Source organism: Kitasatospora sp. NPDC015121 (assembly GCF_055562955.1).
Genome location: NZ_JBVHEH010000009.1, coordinates 47,157 through 61,545, shown reverse-complemented (window position 1 = coordinate 61,545; position 14,389 = coordinate 47,157). Strand labels below are relative to the sequence as shown.

Here is a 14,389-nt window from a genome sequence, read left to right as displayed (position 1 = left end):
GGGCGCGGCGGTGTCGGGGCCACTGGCCGTCAGCGGGTCAGAACGCCGAGGTGTACGCCAGCAGGAACGGCGCCGCGACGGGCGCGCCGCCGGGGTTGAAGCAGAGCGGGGTGAGCTGCACGGTGCTCGCACTGCGGGACCAGGGCTGCGCGAGGTGGCACCAGCCGGGGCCGCTGCCGTACGCGGTGACCTGGGCGTGGTCGGACGGGACGGCGACGCCCGGCATGACCACGGAGGACGGCACGCCGATGCTCCAACTGTTCACGGCACCGACCGAGTTGAAGTTCGTCCCGGCCGGGACGGCGCCGTTGTACCAGAGGTACCCGAAGGACTTCGGCGGGAACGCCGGCCCGTGCACGGCCCGCTTGACCGAGTAGCTGAGCGTCCAACTGGTGTCGTACGGGACGTTGGCGGCGTTGAAGCAGGCGACCAGGAAGGTCTGCCCGGTGGTGGACGGGTACCAGCCCGAGACCTTGCAGCGCGCGCCCTGGGCGGAGTCGACCGCGGTGACCTGCACGTTGCCGACCTCGACCGAGGAGCCCAGGTTCGGCAGCCAGGCCTTCCAGATGCCGGTGGAACCGTGGCTGGCCAGGTTCGCCCCGCCCGTCGAGTTGTACTGGGTGACCAGCGAGCCGGAGGGCAGCGAGTACAGGTAGCCGTAGCCGCCGGGCGTGGTGGGCGTGCCGCTGCTGCTGGTGAACAGCACGGTGAAGGCCGAGGGCGCGGGCGCCCCGCTCGGGGCGTAGCAGGCCACCTTGACGTCCAGGCCGGTGCCGACGGTGCCCCAGCCCTGGATCTGGCACCAGGTGCCGGTGCGGTTGACGGCGGTGGCGTGCGCGATCCCGCCGGGGCCGCCGATCAGCGGGAAGTGCACCACGTACCCGCCGGCCGAGACCTGGTCGACCTTCACCGGGTTGCTCGCGGGGGTGGTCCAACTGCCCCACTGCCGGCTCGGGTCGGGGACGTAGCCCGGCGGCGGCGTCGGGTTGTCCAGGTACGCGAAGCCCCACCGGTCGGGCACCGCGGCGTGCGCCGGGGCGGCCGCCGGGACGGCCACCGCGAGCAGGGCGGCCAGCAGGGCCAGCACGATCGGGACGAGGCGGAGCTGCCTGCGTGGGGGCAGGGCGGAGCGGACGGTCATGGGGGTGACTCCAGGGGTGGTGGGGACAGGTGCCGACTGCGTGCGGGGCGTGCGCTGAGAACTCCCGCCCGGGGGCAGGGGCAACGGCCGTCCGGGGACGGTGCGTGCCGCCACCTGGCGGGTCGAACGGTTCGGAGCGGGGAGCCCGACGTCACCCCGGCGGCGCCGGGGTGCGCGGTGGAACCCGGACGCGGTCACTGCAACCCGAGGCGTCCGGTGCTGTCCGATCGGCGCCGGCTGCAACGGCGCCCGGCCGCCCGGGACTTCGGCCCCCGGCGGCGACTCACATGCTAGGAGCGGCGGCCCCCGGCGGCCCAGCCCCCGGAGCCGCCCGGCCCCGGCGGAACCCGGCCGATCCCCGGCCCGCCCCCCGCGCCCCGCGAGCCCCGACCGTCCCCGGTGCCCCACCCGGCCGCCCCACCCGGCCCGCCCGCCGCGCCCGCCCCGCCACCCCCGGCCGGGACGGGCGCGACGTGGCCGGAACCCGGCGCCGGCACCGGCTCATGCGGAGGCCGACTCCTCCGGTTCGCCGAGGACCCCGGCGGCGAGGACGGCGCCGGACCCGCCCCCCGGCGGGTGCCGGACCCGGCGGGGGTATCGTGGCGCGGTGGACTACTTGGTGGAACTCCGGCGCGAACTGGACGAGTTCGGCGCCCTGTTGAACGGCGACCTGACGGCCCCGGTCGAGCACTGCGGGGACTGGACGCTGGCGGACCTGGCCGGGCACATGGGGGCGGGCAACCTGTGGGTGGTCACCGCCGTCCGGGAGAAGCACGGCGACCGCTACGACGAGGGCGCCGCGCCCGCCGACCCGGCCGCGCTCCGGGCCTGGTACGCCGAGTCGGCGGACGCCCTGGTGGAGGCCCTGGCGGTCGATCCCGACACCGAGGCGTGGACGTTCTTCCCGCCGCACACGGTCGGCTTCTGGCGCCGCCGCCGCGCCCAGGAGACCCTGGTGCACCGCTGGGACGCCGCGCACGCCCTCGGCGCGGCGAAGCCGCTCGACCCGGAGCTCGCCGCCGACGGCGTCGCCGAGGTCTTCGAGGTGATGGCGGGCCGGATGGTCTCCCGGGGCGCCGCCACCGCACCCGAACGGGCCGTCCGGCTGACCGCCGCCGACCTCGGCCGGTCCTGGACGTACGGACCCGGCGAGCCGGTCGCCGAGGTCTCCGGCACCGCCGAGGACCTGCTGCTCACCCTGTGGGGCCGCAAGCCGCGCGACACCGGCCAGTTGAGCTGGTCCGGGGACCGCACGGCCGGACTCGACGTGCTGGCCGGGCCGCTGGTGCCCTGAGCCGCCCGCCGCCGCCCGCTCCGCGGTCAGGCGGAGGTCAGCTCCTCCAGCTCCAGCAGCACTTCGGAGGCGGTGACCGGCGCCAGGTCGGCGAAGCGCTCGCCGGACTCGGTCCGGCCCGTCCAGTAGTCGCCCGGCTCGGTGCCGAGCCACACCGTCTCGAAGGTCTGGTCGCCCAGCTCGTTGACCATGCCGACCGCGATGCCCGGCTGCAGCGAGACCACCAGGAACCGGCCGTCCGGCAGCGGCTTGTGGATGCCCCACTCGACGCCCCCGTCCATCGGTGTGCCGCGCTGCCAGCCGCGCGCGGTCAGCCCGAGCACCCGGCCGACCGGCACGGTGTGCTGCTCGAACCGGTGCAGCCGGTGCCCGGCGGCCTCCTCCTCGGTCAACCGGACCACCGGACGGCCCAGTTGGCGGAACGGCTGGACCAGCTCGTAGTCCGCGAACACCTCGCCCCAGGCCGCCGCCGTCTCCGCGTCCAGGTGCAGCGGGTGGACGAGGCGGACGGCGGCGTCGGCGGGCAGTTCGAAGGGCCGGTCGTCGCGGTCGGCGAGGGTGCGGTCCTCGGCGACCCGGAAGGTGTCGGGGCCGGCGGCCCAGAGCAGTCGGCGCACCAGGTGGCCGAGCAGCGGGTGGTGCACCAGCAGGTCGGTGAACTCGGCGGCGGTCCAGGTGCGTTCGGTGACCATCGCGGCTTCGAGGCGGGCGAGCTGGTCGGTGGCCAGGGTGCGGACGTCCTTCTTCAGGGCGGTGTAGCGCTTGCGTTCGGCGGGGGCGAGGGTCTGGTCGTCGCGGGTGCCGACGGCGGGCAGGTCCTTGCGGCGCTTGCCGTCGGCGTCCAGCACGTACGGGCGGAGCTGTTCGTCGAAGCCGACGGTGAACGTCCGGGTGCCGTAGTCGATGACGGTGGTGCCGTCCGGGTCCAGGCCGAGGTCCGGCACCAGGCGGTCGCCCAACTGCTCGGCACTCAGGCCGAGCGCCTCGGCGATCTCGGCGATCCGCTCCTGGGCACGGGACTTGAGCGCCTTGAACTTCACCCGCTGGGCGATGCCGTGCAGGTGGGACAGGGCGGCGTCGGTGCCGATCGCGGCCAGCACGTCCAGGCCCTCCACCGCGCGCTGGTGGGCGCTCTGGCCCGGCCACTCGCGCAGCACCGGGGCCAGCCGACGGGCGGTCCCGTCGTCGCCCAGGCCGCCGAGCCCGTGCAGCGCCCAGCCGTCCCTGGCCGGCATGCCCGCCTGCCGCCACTCCTCGAACACCGCCCAGCCGAACTCGGCCGCCTCCGCCCGCCCCAACTCCTCGACGACCAGGGCCAGGCCCGGGTACGGCTCGCGCACCTTGCTCAGCTGCAGCATCGTCACCAGGTGCCGCACCGCCCGCTGCGGCAGCGCCCCGCCGCCGCCCGCCAACGGCACCTGCGGCAGCACCTCCAGCCGCAGCCAGTCCGGGAGTTCGGGCAGCCGCCCGGGCAGCGCGGTCTCCAGCGGGTCCGAGGCCAGCGCCTCCGCGACCACCGCCGAGGCCGGCTCGCCGTACCGCTCCGCCACCGCCGCCAGCAGCGCCGGCTCCCCCTCCCGTCGCGCGACCGCCCGCAGCGCGTGCTCGGCCGCCGTCCGGGCCCGCCCGGCCTTGCCCGTCGCCGCCGGGACGAGCAGCAGCGCACCCGCCACCCCGTGCCGGGCGAACCACGAACGGGCCACCGGCTGCGCCGACTTGAGCCGCACCAGGACGTCCGCCATCAGGTTCGCCGCGGCCGCGTCCCGCACCGGCAGCAGCACCGCCGCCGCCTCGCTCGGCCGGGCCTGCGCCGCGCCGTGCACCAGCCGCAGCGCGTCCGTGCCGAACCTGGCCAGCAGCGGCGGCAGTTGGTCGGGGGCCTCGGCGAGCGCCCGCGGCTCCAGGGTCTCCAGGAGTGGCGCCACCAGCTCGGCCGGGCCCTGCACCAGCAGCCGAGCCAGGCTCCAACTCTCGCCGGCCTCCCGCGCCTTCCTCAGCTCGGCCCGCCAGTTCGTGCCCGCCGGGTACTGCCAGTAGTGGGCGGTGGCGGCCGCGAACGACGCCGACTCGCCCTCCTCCCACAGCAGTTGCGAACCCTCGTCGGCGGTGGGAGCGGCGGGACCGGTCAGCACCTTCGGCCGGCGGGCGGCGGTGCGCGGCCGCTCCCACGGCGGCGCGGCCAGCAGCGCGGGCAGCGCGGCGGGCGCGGCCTCCGGCAACGGCTCCCGCGCGCCGTCCAGCGACAGCACGAACGCCGAGGTCGCCCCGTCCAGCCGGGGCAACAGCTCCGGTAGCCGCGAACGCAGCTGCGCCACCAGTCCGTTGAGCATCAGCCGGGCCGCGGCCGCGTTCGGCCCGCCGCGCCGCGCGGCCGCCGTCAGCACCCGCAGCGCCCGCACCGGCTGCCGCCCGGCGGCCTCCAGCAGGGCCACCCGGGCGTGCTTGTCGGCGATCCGGTCGACCAGCTCGGTCAGCGTCCCGTCGGTCGGGAACGCGGCCAGGAACCCGGCGTACCACTCGAGGTCGGACGCGTGGCCCTCCGGCGCCGCCCCCTCCCGCACCAGCGGCGCGGCGGCCAGCCCGGCCCCGTCGGCGAGCGTCGCGACCAGCTGGTGCAGCCAGGCGTGCCGCAGCGTCCCGCCCGCGCCCCCGAACCGCGCGACCTGCTCGGCGCTGCCCAGCGCGTACGCCAGCAGCGTCCGCACCAGCGGGTCGGTGGACGCGGCCGGCTCGGCCAGGCAGGCGTCCACCAGCGCGGTCCGCTCCGGCGTCAGGTACGCGGTCACCGCCCGCCGCAGCGGGGTGCCGACCGCCCCGTCCAGCGCCGCCAGCGCGGCCGACCGCACCGGCTCCTCGGCGCCGGCCAGCATCCGGCGGGCGGCGGCCAGCACGCCGAACTCCAGCACGACCGTGTACGCGGAGTCGACCGGCTCCTGCCGGAACCCCACCCCGTTGTTGCGCCACATCATCCGCACCGAGGTGGCCCGCACCTCCAGCATCCGCAGCGCGGCCCGCACGGCGAACTCCGGACCGAACCGCACCACCCAGGAGTCGAACTGCCGGCGCGGCCAGTCGGGGACGTCCCGCGGGGCCAGCACCGTGACCAGCACCGCCGCGCCGACCGGATCGGGCGACCCCGCCAGGTGCGTCCGCACGGCCCGCACCACCTCCGGGTCGCCGTGCTTCGAGGACAGCACCTTCGCCACCGCCCGCTCCTCCTCGGCGAGCAGCCGCTCCTCCCACGCCGCGGCCTCCGCCGCCTCCACCAGCGGCCGCCACGGCCCCGCCGGCACCCCGCCGCCGCGACGCGGCACCACCTGCGCGTGCCACGCCGCGGGCAGCACGAAGACGTCCTCGTCGGGCAGCGGGACGGGCGCGGCGGACGCGGCGGGCGCAACGGGCGCGGCGGGCACCTCGGAAACAGGCGGCTCCGCAGCGGGCGCCTGCGCAGCGGACGCCTGCGCCGCGACGGCCGCGCCCGTCGCCCGGTAGCCCTTGCGCTCCTTCTCCGCGATCAGCTTCGCGAGGTGCGCGGCGGCCGCCGCCGGGTCGGCCAGCTCCTTGGTCCTGAGCTGCCCGGCCGTGCCGAGCCGCCCGTACCGGACGTGCACCGAGGCGCCGTCGGCCGCCGCCTCCCAGAACTTCGCCGAACCGCCGTCGACCAGCTCCCAGCGCCGCACCGTTCCTCCACCGCACTCGACCGCCGCCGCTCGCCGACGACCCGGGCACACCCTAACGAGCGCCCCGGACAGCCGACCGGGTCAGTGCCCGCGCTCGCCGCCGCCGGGCTGGGCGGCCAGGGTCTGGGTGGCGATCACCGCGGCCTGGACGCGGCGCTCCACGCCGAGCTTGGCGAGCAGCCGGGAGATGTGGTTCTTCACGGTCTTCTCGGCCAGGAACACCCGCTCGCCGATCTGCCGGTTGGTGAGGCCCTCGCCGATCAGCGCCAGGATCTCCCGCTCCCGGTCGGTCAGGTGCGGGAACTCCGGCGCGGGCGCCGCGGACTCGCCGCGCATCCGGGCCATCAGCCGGGTCGCCGCGCCGGAGTCGAGCATCGACTGCCCGGAGGCGACCGTGCGGATCGCGGTGACCAGGTCGGTGCCGCTGATCTGCTTGAGCACGTAGCCGGCCGCGCCCGCCATGATCGAGTCGAGCAGCGCCTCCTCGTCGTCGAACGAGGTGAGCATCAGGCAGGCCAGCCGCGGCATCCGCGAGCGCAGCTCCCGGCAGACCGTGACGCCGTCGCCGTCCGGCAGCCGCATGTCGAGCACCGCGACGTCCGGGCGCAGCGCGGGCACCCGGGCCAGCGCCTGCTCGACCGTCCCGGCCTCGCCGACGACCTGCAGGTCGGGTTCCGAGTCCAGCAGGTCGTGCACCCCGCGCCGGACCACCTCGTGGTCGTCCAGCAGGAACACCCTGATCGGTGCCGAACCCTCGGACATGGCAGCAACTCCTCCTCGCAGACCCCTACACCCGGCAGTCTGCCAAACCCCGCCCGCCCGCCGACAGGGCCACCCGCCCCCGGGGCCGCTCCGGACCCGGACCCGACCGGTCCTTGACGTGACCCCGACCGGCCCTTGACGGCTTCCGCCCGGACGTGCTCGGACCGCCGTCGGATCCGGCCGCCTCAGCCCCCGCTCCTCCCGCGACCCCCGTCGCCGTCCGACCAGGGCAGTGCCCGCCCCGACCAGAGCGGTTCGACCCGCCGCCAGGAGCGCCCCCAGGACTCCGCCGCCCGCCGCTCCAGCACCCGCAGCCGCCAGCGCAGCCCGACCGCCCCGCCGCCCGCCACCACCCCGCCCACCAGCAGCCCGAGCAGCGCCCGGTCCACCGCGCGGTACGGGCCGCCGACCGGCGTCGCGGGCAGCAGCCCGGCCGGGGCGAGCCAGCCGGCCGCCGCGCCGGCCACCGAGGCCGCGGCGAGCAGGCAGCACGCCAGGGCGACCGCCCGCCGCCGGGCGCGGTCCACCCCGCGGCGGAGCGGGTTGCGGCGCGCGCCCCGGCCCCACCGGCGGTGCGGCTCCTGACGGCGGTGGAACTGGCGGCGGGTCAGCAGGCGCACGGACGGGCGGCGCGGGTGGGGCACGCGCGGATTCCTCTCCTCGTGCCGCGACCGGCCCCCCGTGGGCGGGCCGCGACGCTGGCAGCGTGTCGAAGCCGATCGGCGCGCGGATAGGGCCGGGCGGGCCCACCCGCGGGGCCGGTGGTCCCGAAACGGACGAACCGGCACGAATCGCGGCCGCCAGGCAAACCGCCCCCCAACGTCCGCCCAAGGGCGCGTCAACGCCCCGGGACCGCCGCCCCGTCGGGCCCGTGGGTGCGGTTACGCTCCAGCCTGCCCCGGGCGGCGGCGGACGTGACCTACATTGACGTGGGAGTTCCCCCGGCGGGCCGGAGCGTCCGGCGTCCCGGGGCGCCCCCACCCCGACAGGAGCAGGCACCGTGGTCGATCCCGCCCCCGCGGACGGAGGGACGGCGCGGCAACGGCTGCGCGCCTGGCTGCTGGAAGGCCTGTCCGACATGGCCAAGCAGCACCCCGGACCGCACGCCCAGGCCACCGACCAGCAGCACGGCCAGCGCTGGTGGAAGGTGATGTGCCTGACCGGCCTGGACTACTTCTCCACGCTCGGCTACCAGCCCGGCATCGCCGCCCTCGCGGCCGGCCTGCTCTCCCCGGTCGCCACCGTCGTGCTGGTGCTGGTCACCCTGTTCGGCGCGCTGCCGGTCTACCGCCGGGTCGCCCGGGAGAGCCCGCACGGCGAGGGCTCGATCGCCATGCTGGAACGCCTGCTGTCGTTCTGGAAGGGCAAGCTGTTCGTCCTCGCCCTGCTCGGCTTCGCCGCCACCGACTTCCTGATCACCATCACGCTCTCCGCCGCCGACGCCACCGCCCACCTGGTCGAGAACCCGCACCTGACCGGCGCGCTCGGCGGCCACCAGGTGCTGATCACGCTGGTGCTGGTGGCCGGGCTCGGCGCGGTCTTCCTGAAGGGCTTCAGCGAGGCGATCGGCGTGGCGATCGTCCTGGTCGCGGTCTACCTGACGCTGAACGTGGTGGTGGTCGCCGTCGGCCTGTGGCACGTGGCCACCGCGCCGTCCCTGATCACCGACTGGACGCACGCGCTGAGCGTCGAGCACGGCAACCCGGTCGCGATGATCGGCGTCGCCCTGGTGGTCTTCCCCAAGCTCGCGCTCGGCCTGTCCGGCTTCGAGACCGGCGTCGCCGTCATGCCGCACATCGAGGGCGACCCGGGCGACACCGAGCAGCACCCCGCCGGACGCGTCCGCGGCGCCCGCAAGCTGCTCACCACCGCCGCCGTGATCATGAGCTGCTTCCTGATCGCCACCAGCTTCCTCACCACCCTGCTGATCCCCGCCGAGGACTTCGAGCCCGGCGGTCCCGCCAACGGCCGCGCCCTCGCCTACCTGGCCCACCACTACCTCGGCAGCGCGTTCGGCTCGGTCTACGACCTCTCCACCATCGCCATCCTGTGGTTCGCCGGCGCCTCCGCGATGGCGGGCCTGCTCAACCTGATGCCCCGCTACCTGCCCCGCTACGGCATGGCCCCGCACTGGGCCCGCGCGGTGCGCCCGATGGTGCTGGTGCTCACCGCGATCGCCTTCCTGGTCACCTGGCTGTTCGACGCGGACGTCGACAAGCAGGGCGGCGCGTACGCCACCGGCGTCCTGGTGCTGATCACCTCCGCCGCGATCGCCGTCACCATCGCCGCCCGGGCCGCCCGCCAGCGCGGTTGGACGGTCGGCTTCGCGGTGATCGCCGCGGTCTTCCTCTACACCACCGCGGTCAACATCGCCGAACGCCCGGACGGCGTGAAGATCGGCGCCTGCTTCATCGCCGGCATCGTGCTGGTCTCGCTCGCCTCCCGGCTGGCCCGCGCCTTCGAGCTCCGGGTCACCGACGTCCACCTGGACGAGGTCGCGGAACGCTTCGTCCGCGACACCGCGCACCGCACGATCCGCCTGATCGCCAACGAGCCGGCCGGCCGCGACCTCGCCGAGTACCGCGACAAGGTGCACCAGATCCGCGCCGACAACGACATCCCGGTCGAGGACGACCTGGTCTTCGTCGAGGTCACCGTCCTCGACGCCTCCGACTTCGAGGCCGAACTGCACGTGCGCGGCGAGGTGCTGCACGACCGCTACCGGGTGCTGACCCTCGAACACTCCAGCATCCCCAACGCGCTCGCCGCGATACTGCTGCACGTGCGCGACACCACCGGCCAGCTCCCGCACATCTACTTCGAGTGGACCGAGGGCAGCCCGTTCGCCCAGTTCCTGCGCTTCTTCCTGTTCGGGCAGGGCGAGGTCGCCCCGGTCACCCGCGAGGTGCTGCGCGAGGCCGAACCCGACCGGGCCCGCCGCCCCCGCGTCCACGTCGGCTGACCGGGCCCGCCCCGCCGCGCCGCCGGGGTTCGGGCGTCAGGACCCGTCCGGCGCCCAGGCCCCGACGCCGAGCCTCCCGGTGGTCCCCAGGTCCAGCTCCGGCGTCACCACCACCGGCGCCGCGCCCGCCGCCGCCCGCACCCGCACGTACGGGGCGTTCACCGGATCGGACCCGAGGTCCGTCGTGTTGCGCCAGACCAGTGCCGAGGACGCCGTGCCGCCCGGCGGCACGGTGAAGCGGCGCGGCGGCGCGTCCGCGCCGGTGCCGGTGGTGATCGCCGAGCCGCCCTTCAGCACCTGCACCGACTCCACCGGCGCGTGCGCCTCGTCCAGGAGCTGGAGCTGCGGGTAGCCGTCCAGCACCACGTCCTTCGCCCCGCAGTTCTCCAGGTGCAGGCCGACCACCCGCAGCCCCATCGCCGCGTCGCCCTCGTCCGCGTACACCCGCACTCCGGACGCCGGGCACGCCCCGCCCCGCGACGGCGCCTCGGCGGTCGGGACGCTGCGCACCCGCGCGACCTTCACCCCCGGAGCGGCCGCCCGGGACCTGGCGGGCGCGGCCGAGACGGGCGGCAGCGTGGCGGGCGACGACGGACGGCCGGTGCCGGCCCGGTCGGGGCCCGCCGGGGTCACGGGCGGGTCCGCCGGCGCGGTCGCCGGGCCGGACGGGAGGGTGCCGAACGGCCGTTCCGGCTGCGGGGCGCCGCCCGACAGCACCACCCGGCCGGTCACGGTCGCGCCCGGCGGCACCGCCGGCCGGACGTCCGTCGGGTCGGACGACAGCCGCTCCCCGCTGCCCGACCAGCTGAACAGCACCGTCAGGTCGGCCGCCTCGGTGCTCCGGTTGGTCACCTCGTACTCCAGGCAGTCCGCGCTCACCGAGAGGATCCGCACCCCGTCCCGGCTCCACCCGTCCGGCCGCACCGTCGGCGCCGCCCCGCAGGAGCCCGCCCGCTCCGACGGGTCGGGCCGCCCCGGGGCGACCGCCGAGGCGCAGCCGCCCGCCAGCCCCGCCGCCACCACGACGCCCGCACCCACCCGAACCGCCCGCATCCGCATCATCCGGAGAGTCGACCACGAACCGACCCGCCCGGCTGTGACCCGCGTCACCCGGCGTGCAACAGCCCTGCAACGTTCGCCGGTCGACACCCCGTCAGGCCCGGTCGGGCCCGGTCGGGCCCGGTCGACACCCCGTCAGGCCCGCGCCACCGGCACGCCGTCGGCCCGCCCGGCCGGCAGCGCCGCGACCTGGGCGGCGCAGCGCCGCCCGCTCCATCGCCTGCCGGGTCATGCCCGCCACGTGCGGGGTCGACAGGTCACCCGGCACGCCGACGAACAGCGGCGAGGCGAACGCGGCGTGCTCGTGGGCGAAGGTGTCGACGGCCGCGCCCGCCGGCGGGTGCGCCGGGCCGCAGCAGCGCCAACTCCCGGGCGCAGATCAGTCCGTGGGTCTCCGGCGTCAGCGGCAGGTGCAGCGACAGCACGTCGCTGCCCGCCACCGGCTGATCCGGCTCCGCCACGCGCTCGCCCCCGCTGACGGGGGCCGGAGTTCGCGACCAGCCCAGCACCCGGGTGCCGAGCGCCGCCGCCCGGGCCGCCAGCGCGCAGCCGATCCGCCCGAGCCCCGCGATCCCGAAGGTCGGCTCGGACGGTGCGCGGGACGGCCCGCCGGAGAGCCAACGCCCTTCGTGGCAGGCCGCATCGAGCGTCACCAGCTGCCGGGACGGCGCCGGCGCCTGGGCCGGCGCGAACTCGGCGACCGCGTCCGCGTTCGAGCCCGGCGTCTGCGTCACCGCCACCCCGAGCCGGGCGGCGGCCTCCCGGCGCTGGGCCGACCACCCGCAGCGGCCGGCCCAGCGCGGGGGAGGCCGCCGCCGCCAGGAACACCGCCCGCGGCGGCATCCCGCCCCGGGACTTCACCGCGTGGTGCCCCCGCCCGTCCCGGCCGAACTCCGCCTCCAGCACGCCGGGTTCGAACGCGTCGAAGTCCGCGAACGCGATCGGGCCCGCCCAGGCGGCCCGCACCGAGGCCGGCTCCGCGACCCGCCGCAGGTTCAGCGTGACCGACAGCCCGAGGCCCAGGTACCGTCCGAGCTCGCGCTCCAGCAACTCCCCGGGCGCGGCGTCCAGCAGCAGGACCCGGGCCGGGCCGGTCCGTCCCCGTTCAGAACGGCAGCGAGTGCAGCCGGACCGCCCCGCCCTCCGGCCAGCGCGCCCCCGGGACCAGCCCGGTCCACATCGCGCCCAGCGGCACCGGGGCGGGCCCGTCCGGCTGGTCGGCCGTCACCGGGTCGGGCAGCGGCGTCCACCCGAGCCGGGCGTACAGCGGCGCCCGGTCCGGCAGGCAGAACAGCAGCGCGAACTCCAGCCCGTCGGCCCGCGCCGCGTCCAGCGCCGCCGTCACCACCGCCCGGGCCAGCCCGTGCCCGCGCCGGTGCGGCGAGACCAGCACCCCGCCGACCCCCGCCACCTCGAACCGCCGCCCGCCCGCCTCGACCGGCGCCACCACGAACCCGGCGTGCGCCACCAGCCGTCCCGCCAGGTGCACCCCGAAGTGCCGGTCCTTGGGCCGCCAGGTGACCCCGGCCGCCGTCACCCCGAACGGGTCCGCCGCCTCGCCCAACTCCTGCAGCGCGGGCCAACCGCCCCACTCGGCCAGCTCGGTGGCGGCCGTGAACTCCTGCCGTCGCTCCGTCATCGCTCCCGTCCTGTCGTCCTGTCGTCCTGTCGTCCTGTCGCCCCGTCGCCCCGTCGTCCCAGGCCGCTCAGGCGCAGGCGCCGCAGCAGGAGAGGCACTCGCAGGCCGTTCCGCACCCGCTGCAGCAGCCGCCGTCGTCGCAGGTGCCGCCGCAGTTGCGGTCGCAGAAGCTCTCCCGGCGCTTCCGGGTGAACGGGTGGTCGTGCTCGCAGCACAGCAACTGGCAGGTGCAGGCCATGGTGACCCAGGCCAGGCACCCCATGACCGGTCCGCGCGGCGGCTTCTGCGGCTTCTCGCCCTTCGGCGACCACTGCGGCCCGCCGGAGCCACCGGACCCGCCGGAGCCCCCCGAACCGCCGTGGCCGCCCGGGACACCGGGGAGGTCGTACCCCTCCGGGGCGCCGAAGACGCCGAGCGGTCCCTGCCCGGGAACGCCCTGGCCGCCGGAGCCCGCACCCGCGCCCGGGCCGTAGCCGCCGTCGGACAGCGAGGCGGTGGCGCCCGCGCTCCGGGCGGCGCAGGACCCGTGGTGGTGCTGCCGCCCGAAGACGCGGTCGACGGCTTCGCCGGTTTCGTGGGCGAGGAGGAGGTGGGCGAGGGCGCGGTCGGTGAACTCGACTTCCTTGAGGGCGAGTCGGATGCCGTGGACGGCGTCGCGGCAGAGGCGTTCGGCTTCCTGCGGGGTGGTGCCGGTGGCGGTCAGCGGGTTCCAGTGGCCGTGGGTGTCGTCGTCGTAGCGGTCCTCGGCGGCGTCCAGGAGGTGGGCGAGGCGTCCGAAGAGGCGGCCGGCCTCGGCGAGGGCGTCGGCGTTGCGGGGACGGCCGGCCAGGACGGCGGTGTGGGCGAACGCGGCGGCGGTGGCCTCTTCGGTGGGCGCGGTCGCGAGCAGGAGCGGACCACCGGCGGTGACGGCCGATTCGGCGGCCTGCTGCCGGTCGGCGGCGGCGAGCAGGACGGCGGTGTCGAAGCCGACGGCGGCGGCGCTGTCGGCGCTCTGCCGGTCCCAGCGCCGGGTGACCCGGCGGGCCCCGGCGGCGACGGGTCGGCGGGCGAAGACGCCGTCGCCGTCCAGGACGTGGTCGCGGACCTTCACCGACGCCAGCGCCAGCGACACCGCCGCCGCCAGCCGGGCGCCCTCACCCCGCGCCACCGACGCGCTGCGCATCCCGCGCAACGGGCACGGCCCGGCCGTGCGCCGAGCGGAGTCGTCCCGCACCGACTGGGCCTCGACCAGCACCGAGATCACCAGGCCGTCGTAGTTGGTGGCGGTCCGCGCCAACTGCCCGTGGTCGTCCCGCAACGCCAGGCACAACCCGCACAGGTGCGCCATCCAGGAAGCGCGCATCCGCTCCGACAGCCGGTGCCGACACGGCCTGATGATTCCGAACACGCCCCACCCCTCTTGCCATGATCCGTCGTCATCCTACGGACGCGGTGGCGGTCGGCGGGGTTCCCGGTTCCGGGCTCAGGCGGCGGAGTCGCCGTCCGGCCCGCCGGTGTACAGCGGGCCGGCGGGGGAGGAGAGCCGCCAGGGGTGGGCCGGGCCGCCGGGAGCGGGGTCGGGGGCGACGGCCAGGACGTGGCCGCTGTCGAAGGAGAGCTGCAGGCCGCCCGCCGGGGTGACGGCCGTCGCGGTGACGACGGCGCCCGCGAGCCGTTCCAGGGCCCCGGTGGGGGAGAGGCCGAGGGCGGGGTAGAAGTGGTCGACCGCGGTGCCGTGGCGCAGCCGGAAGTCGTTCTCGACGGTCAGCCGCAGCCCGCCGTCGAGGTCGAGCACCAGCCGGTTGCCGCCGCCGAGCGACCGCACCGCGCGGCCCTCCAGTTCGGATCCGAGCGATCCCGCCACCCCGCA

At 76.7% G+C, this 14,389-nt stretch carries 11 protein-coding genes; 2 read left to right on the top strand and 9 right to left on the bottom strand.

Annotated elements, in window-relative coordinates; translation table 11 throughout:
* Positions 1 to 37: 37 nt before the first annotated feature.
* Positions 38 to 1,141, bottom strand: a complete 1,104-nt coding sequence (locus ACZ3J7_RS15040; RefSeq protein ID WP_465620660.1) for a hypothetical protein — start codon at positions 1,139 to 1,141, stop codon at positions 38 to 40.
* Between the two features lie 607 nt (positions 1,142 to 1,748).
* Between ACZ3J7_RS15040 and ACZ3J7_RS15035 the strand changes: the two genes are divergently transcribed.
* Positions 1,749 to 2,435, top strand: a complete 687-nt coding sequence (locus tag ACZ3J7_RS15035; protein WP_465620658.1) for a maleylpyruvate isomerase family mycothiol-dependent enzyme — start codon at positions 1,749 to 1,751, stop codon at positions 2,433 to 2,435.
* A 26-nt stretch (positions 2,436 to 2,461) separates the two neighbouring features.
* Here the strand turns inward: ACZ3J7_RS15035 and ACZ3J7_RS15030 are convergent, their stop codons facing one another.
* From ACZ3J7_RS15030 to ACZ3J7_RS15020, 3 genes are all read right to left on the bottom strand, one after another.
* A complete protein-coding gene (locus ACZ3J7_RS15030; protein ID WP_465620656.1) occupies positions 2,462 to 6,115 on the bottom strand; it encodes a DUF4132 domain-containing protein in 3,654 nt (1,217 codons plus the stop codon).
* Between the two features lie 81 nt (positions 6,116 to 6,196).
* Positions 6,197 to 6,877 (bottom strand): response regulator, encoded by a 681-nt coding sequence (locus tag ACZ3J7_RS15025; RefSeq protein WP_465620653.1) that lies wholly within the window; start codon positions 6,875 to 6,877, stop codon positions 6,197 to 6,199.
* Between the two features lie 185 nt (positions 6,878 to 7,062).
* A complete protein-coding gene (locus ACZ3J7_RS15020; protein WP_465620651.1) occupies positions 7,063 to 7,521 on the bottom strand; it encodes a hypothetical protein in 459 nt (152 codons plus the stop codon).
* Between the two features lie 434 nt (positions 7,522 to 7,955).
* Between ACZ3J7_RS15020 and ACZ3J7_RS15015 the strand changes: the two genes are divergently transcribed.
* A complete protein-coding gene (locus tag ACZ3J7_RS15015; RefSeq protein WP_465621102.1) occupies positions 7,956 to 9,839 on the top strand; it encodes an APC family permease in 1,884 nt (627 codons plus the stop codon).
* Positions 9,840 to 9,875: 36 nt separating this feature from the next.
* Here the strand turns inward: ACZ3J7_RS15015 and ACZ3J7_RS15010 are convergent, their stop codons facing one another.
* The 5 genes from ACZ3J7_RS15010 to ACZ3J7_RS14990 all read right to left on the bottom strand — a co-directional run bounded on the left by ACZ3J7_RS15010 (position 9,876) and on the right by ACZ3J7_RS14990 (position 14,383).
* The gene (locus tag ACZ3J7_RS15010; protein ID WP_465620649.1) at positions 9,876 to 10,901 is read right to left on the bottom strand and encodes a DUF4232 domain-containing protein; all 1,026 of its coding nucleotides are present in this window, start codon (positions 10,899 to 10,901) and stop codon (positions 9,876 to 9,878) included.
* A gap of 254 nt (positions 10,902 to 11,155) precedes the next feature.
* Positions 11,156 to 11,632 (bottom strand): NAD(P)-dependent oxidoreductase, encoded by a 477-nt coding sequence (locus ACZ3J7_RS15005; RefSeq protein ID WP_465620647.1) that lies wholly within the window; start codon positions 11,630 to 11,632, stop codon positions 11,156 to 11,158.
* Between the two features lie 371 nt (positions 11,633 to 12,003).
* Positions 12,004 to 12,537 (bottom strand): GNAT family N-acetyltransferase, encoded by a 534-nt coding sequence (locus ACZ3J7_RS15000; RefSeq protein ID WP_465620645.1) that lies wholly within the window; start codon positions 12,535 to 12,537, stop codon positions 12,004 to 12,006.
* A 67-nt stretch (positions 12,538 to 12,604) separates the two neighbouring features.
* Positions 12,605 to 13,927, bottom strand: a complete 1,323-nt coding sequence (locus tag ACZ3J7_RS14995) for a DUF5685 family protein (RefSeq protein ID WP_465620643.1) — start codon at positions 13,925 to 13,927, stop codon at positions 12,605 to 12,607.
* Between the two features lie 75 nt (positions 13,928 to 14,002).
* Positions 14,003 to 14,383: a DUF6188 family protein gene (locus ACZ3J7_RS14990; RefSeq protein WP_465620641.1), complete on the bottom strand. Its 381-nt coding sequence runs from the start codon at positions 14,381 to 14,383 to the stop codon at positions 14,003 to 14,005.
* Positions 14,384 to 14,389 lie beyond the last annotated feature (6 nt).

What these genes read in the sequence shown, in the direction of transcription:
- ACZ3J7_RS15040 (WP_465620660.1), bottom strand. Translation starts at nt 1,141, where the DNA reads ATGACCGTCCGCTCCGCCCTGCCCCCACGCAGGCAGCTCCGCCTCGTC.
- ACZ3J7_RS15025 (WP_465620653.1), bottom strand. Translation starts at nt 6,877, where the DNA reads ATGTCCGAGGGTTCGGCACCGATCAGGGTGTTCCTGCTGGACGACCAC.
- ACZ3J7_RS15015 (WP_465621102.1), top strand. Translation starts at nt 7,956, where the DNA reads ATGGCCAAGCAGCACCCCGGACCGCACGCCCAGGCCACCGACCAGCAG.
- ACZ3J7_RS15010 (WP_465620649.1), bottom strand. Translation starts at nt 10,901, where the DNA reads ATGATGCGGATGCGGGCGGTTCGGGTGGGTGCGGGCGTCGTGGTGGCG.
- ACZ3J7_RS15000 (WP_465620645.1), bottom strand. Translation starts at nt 12,537, where the DNA reads ATGACGGAGCGACGGCAGGAGTTCACGGCCGCCACCGAGCTGGCCGAG.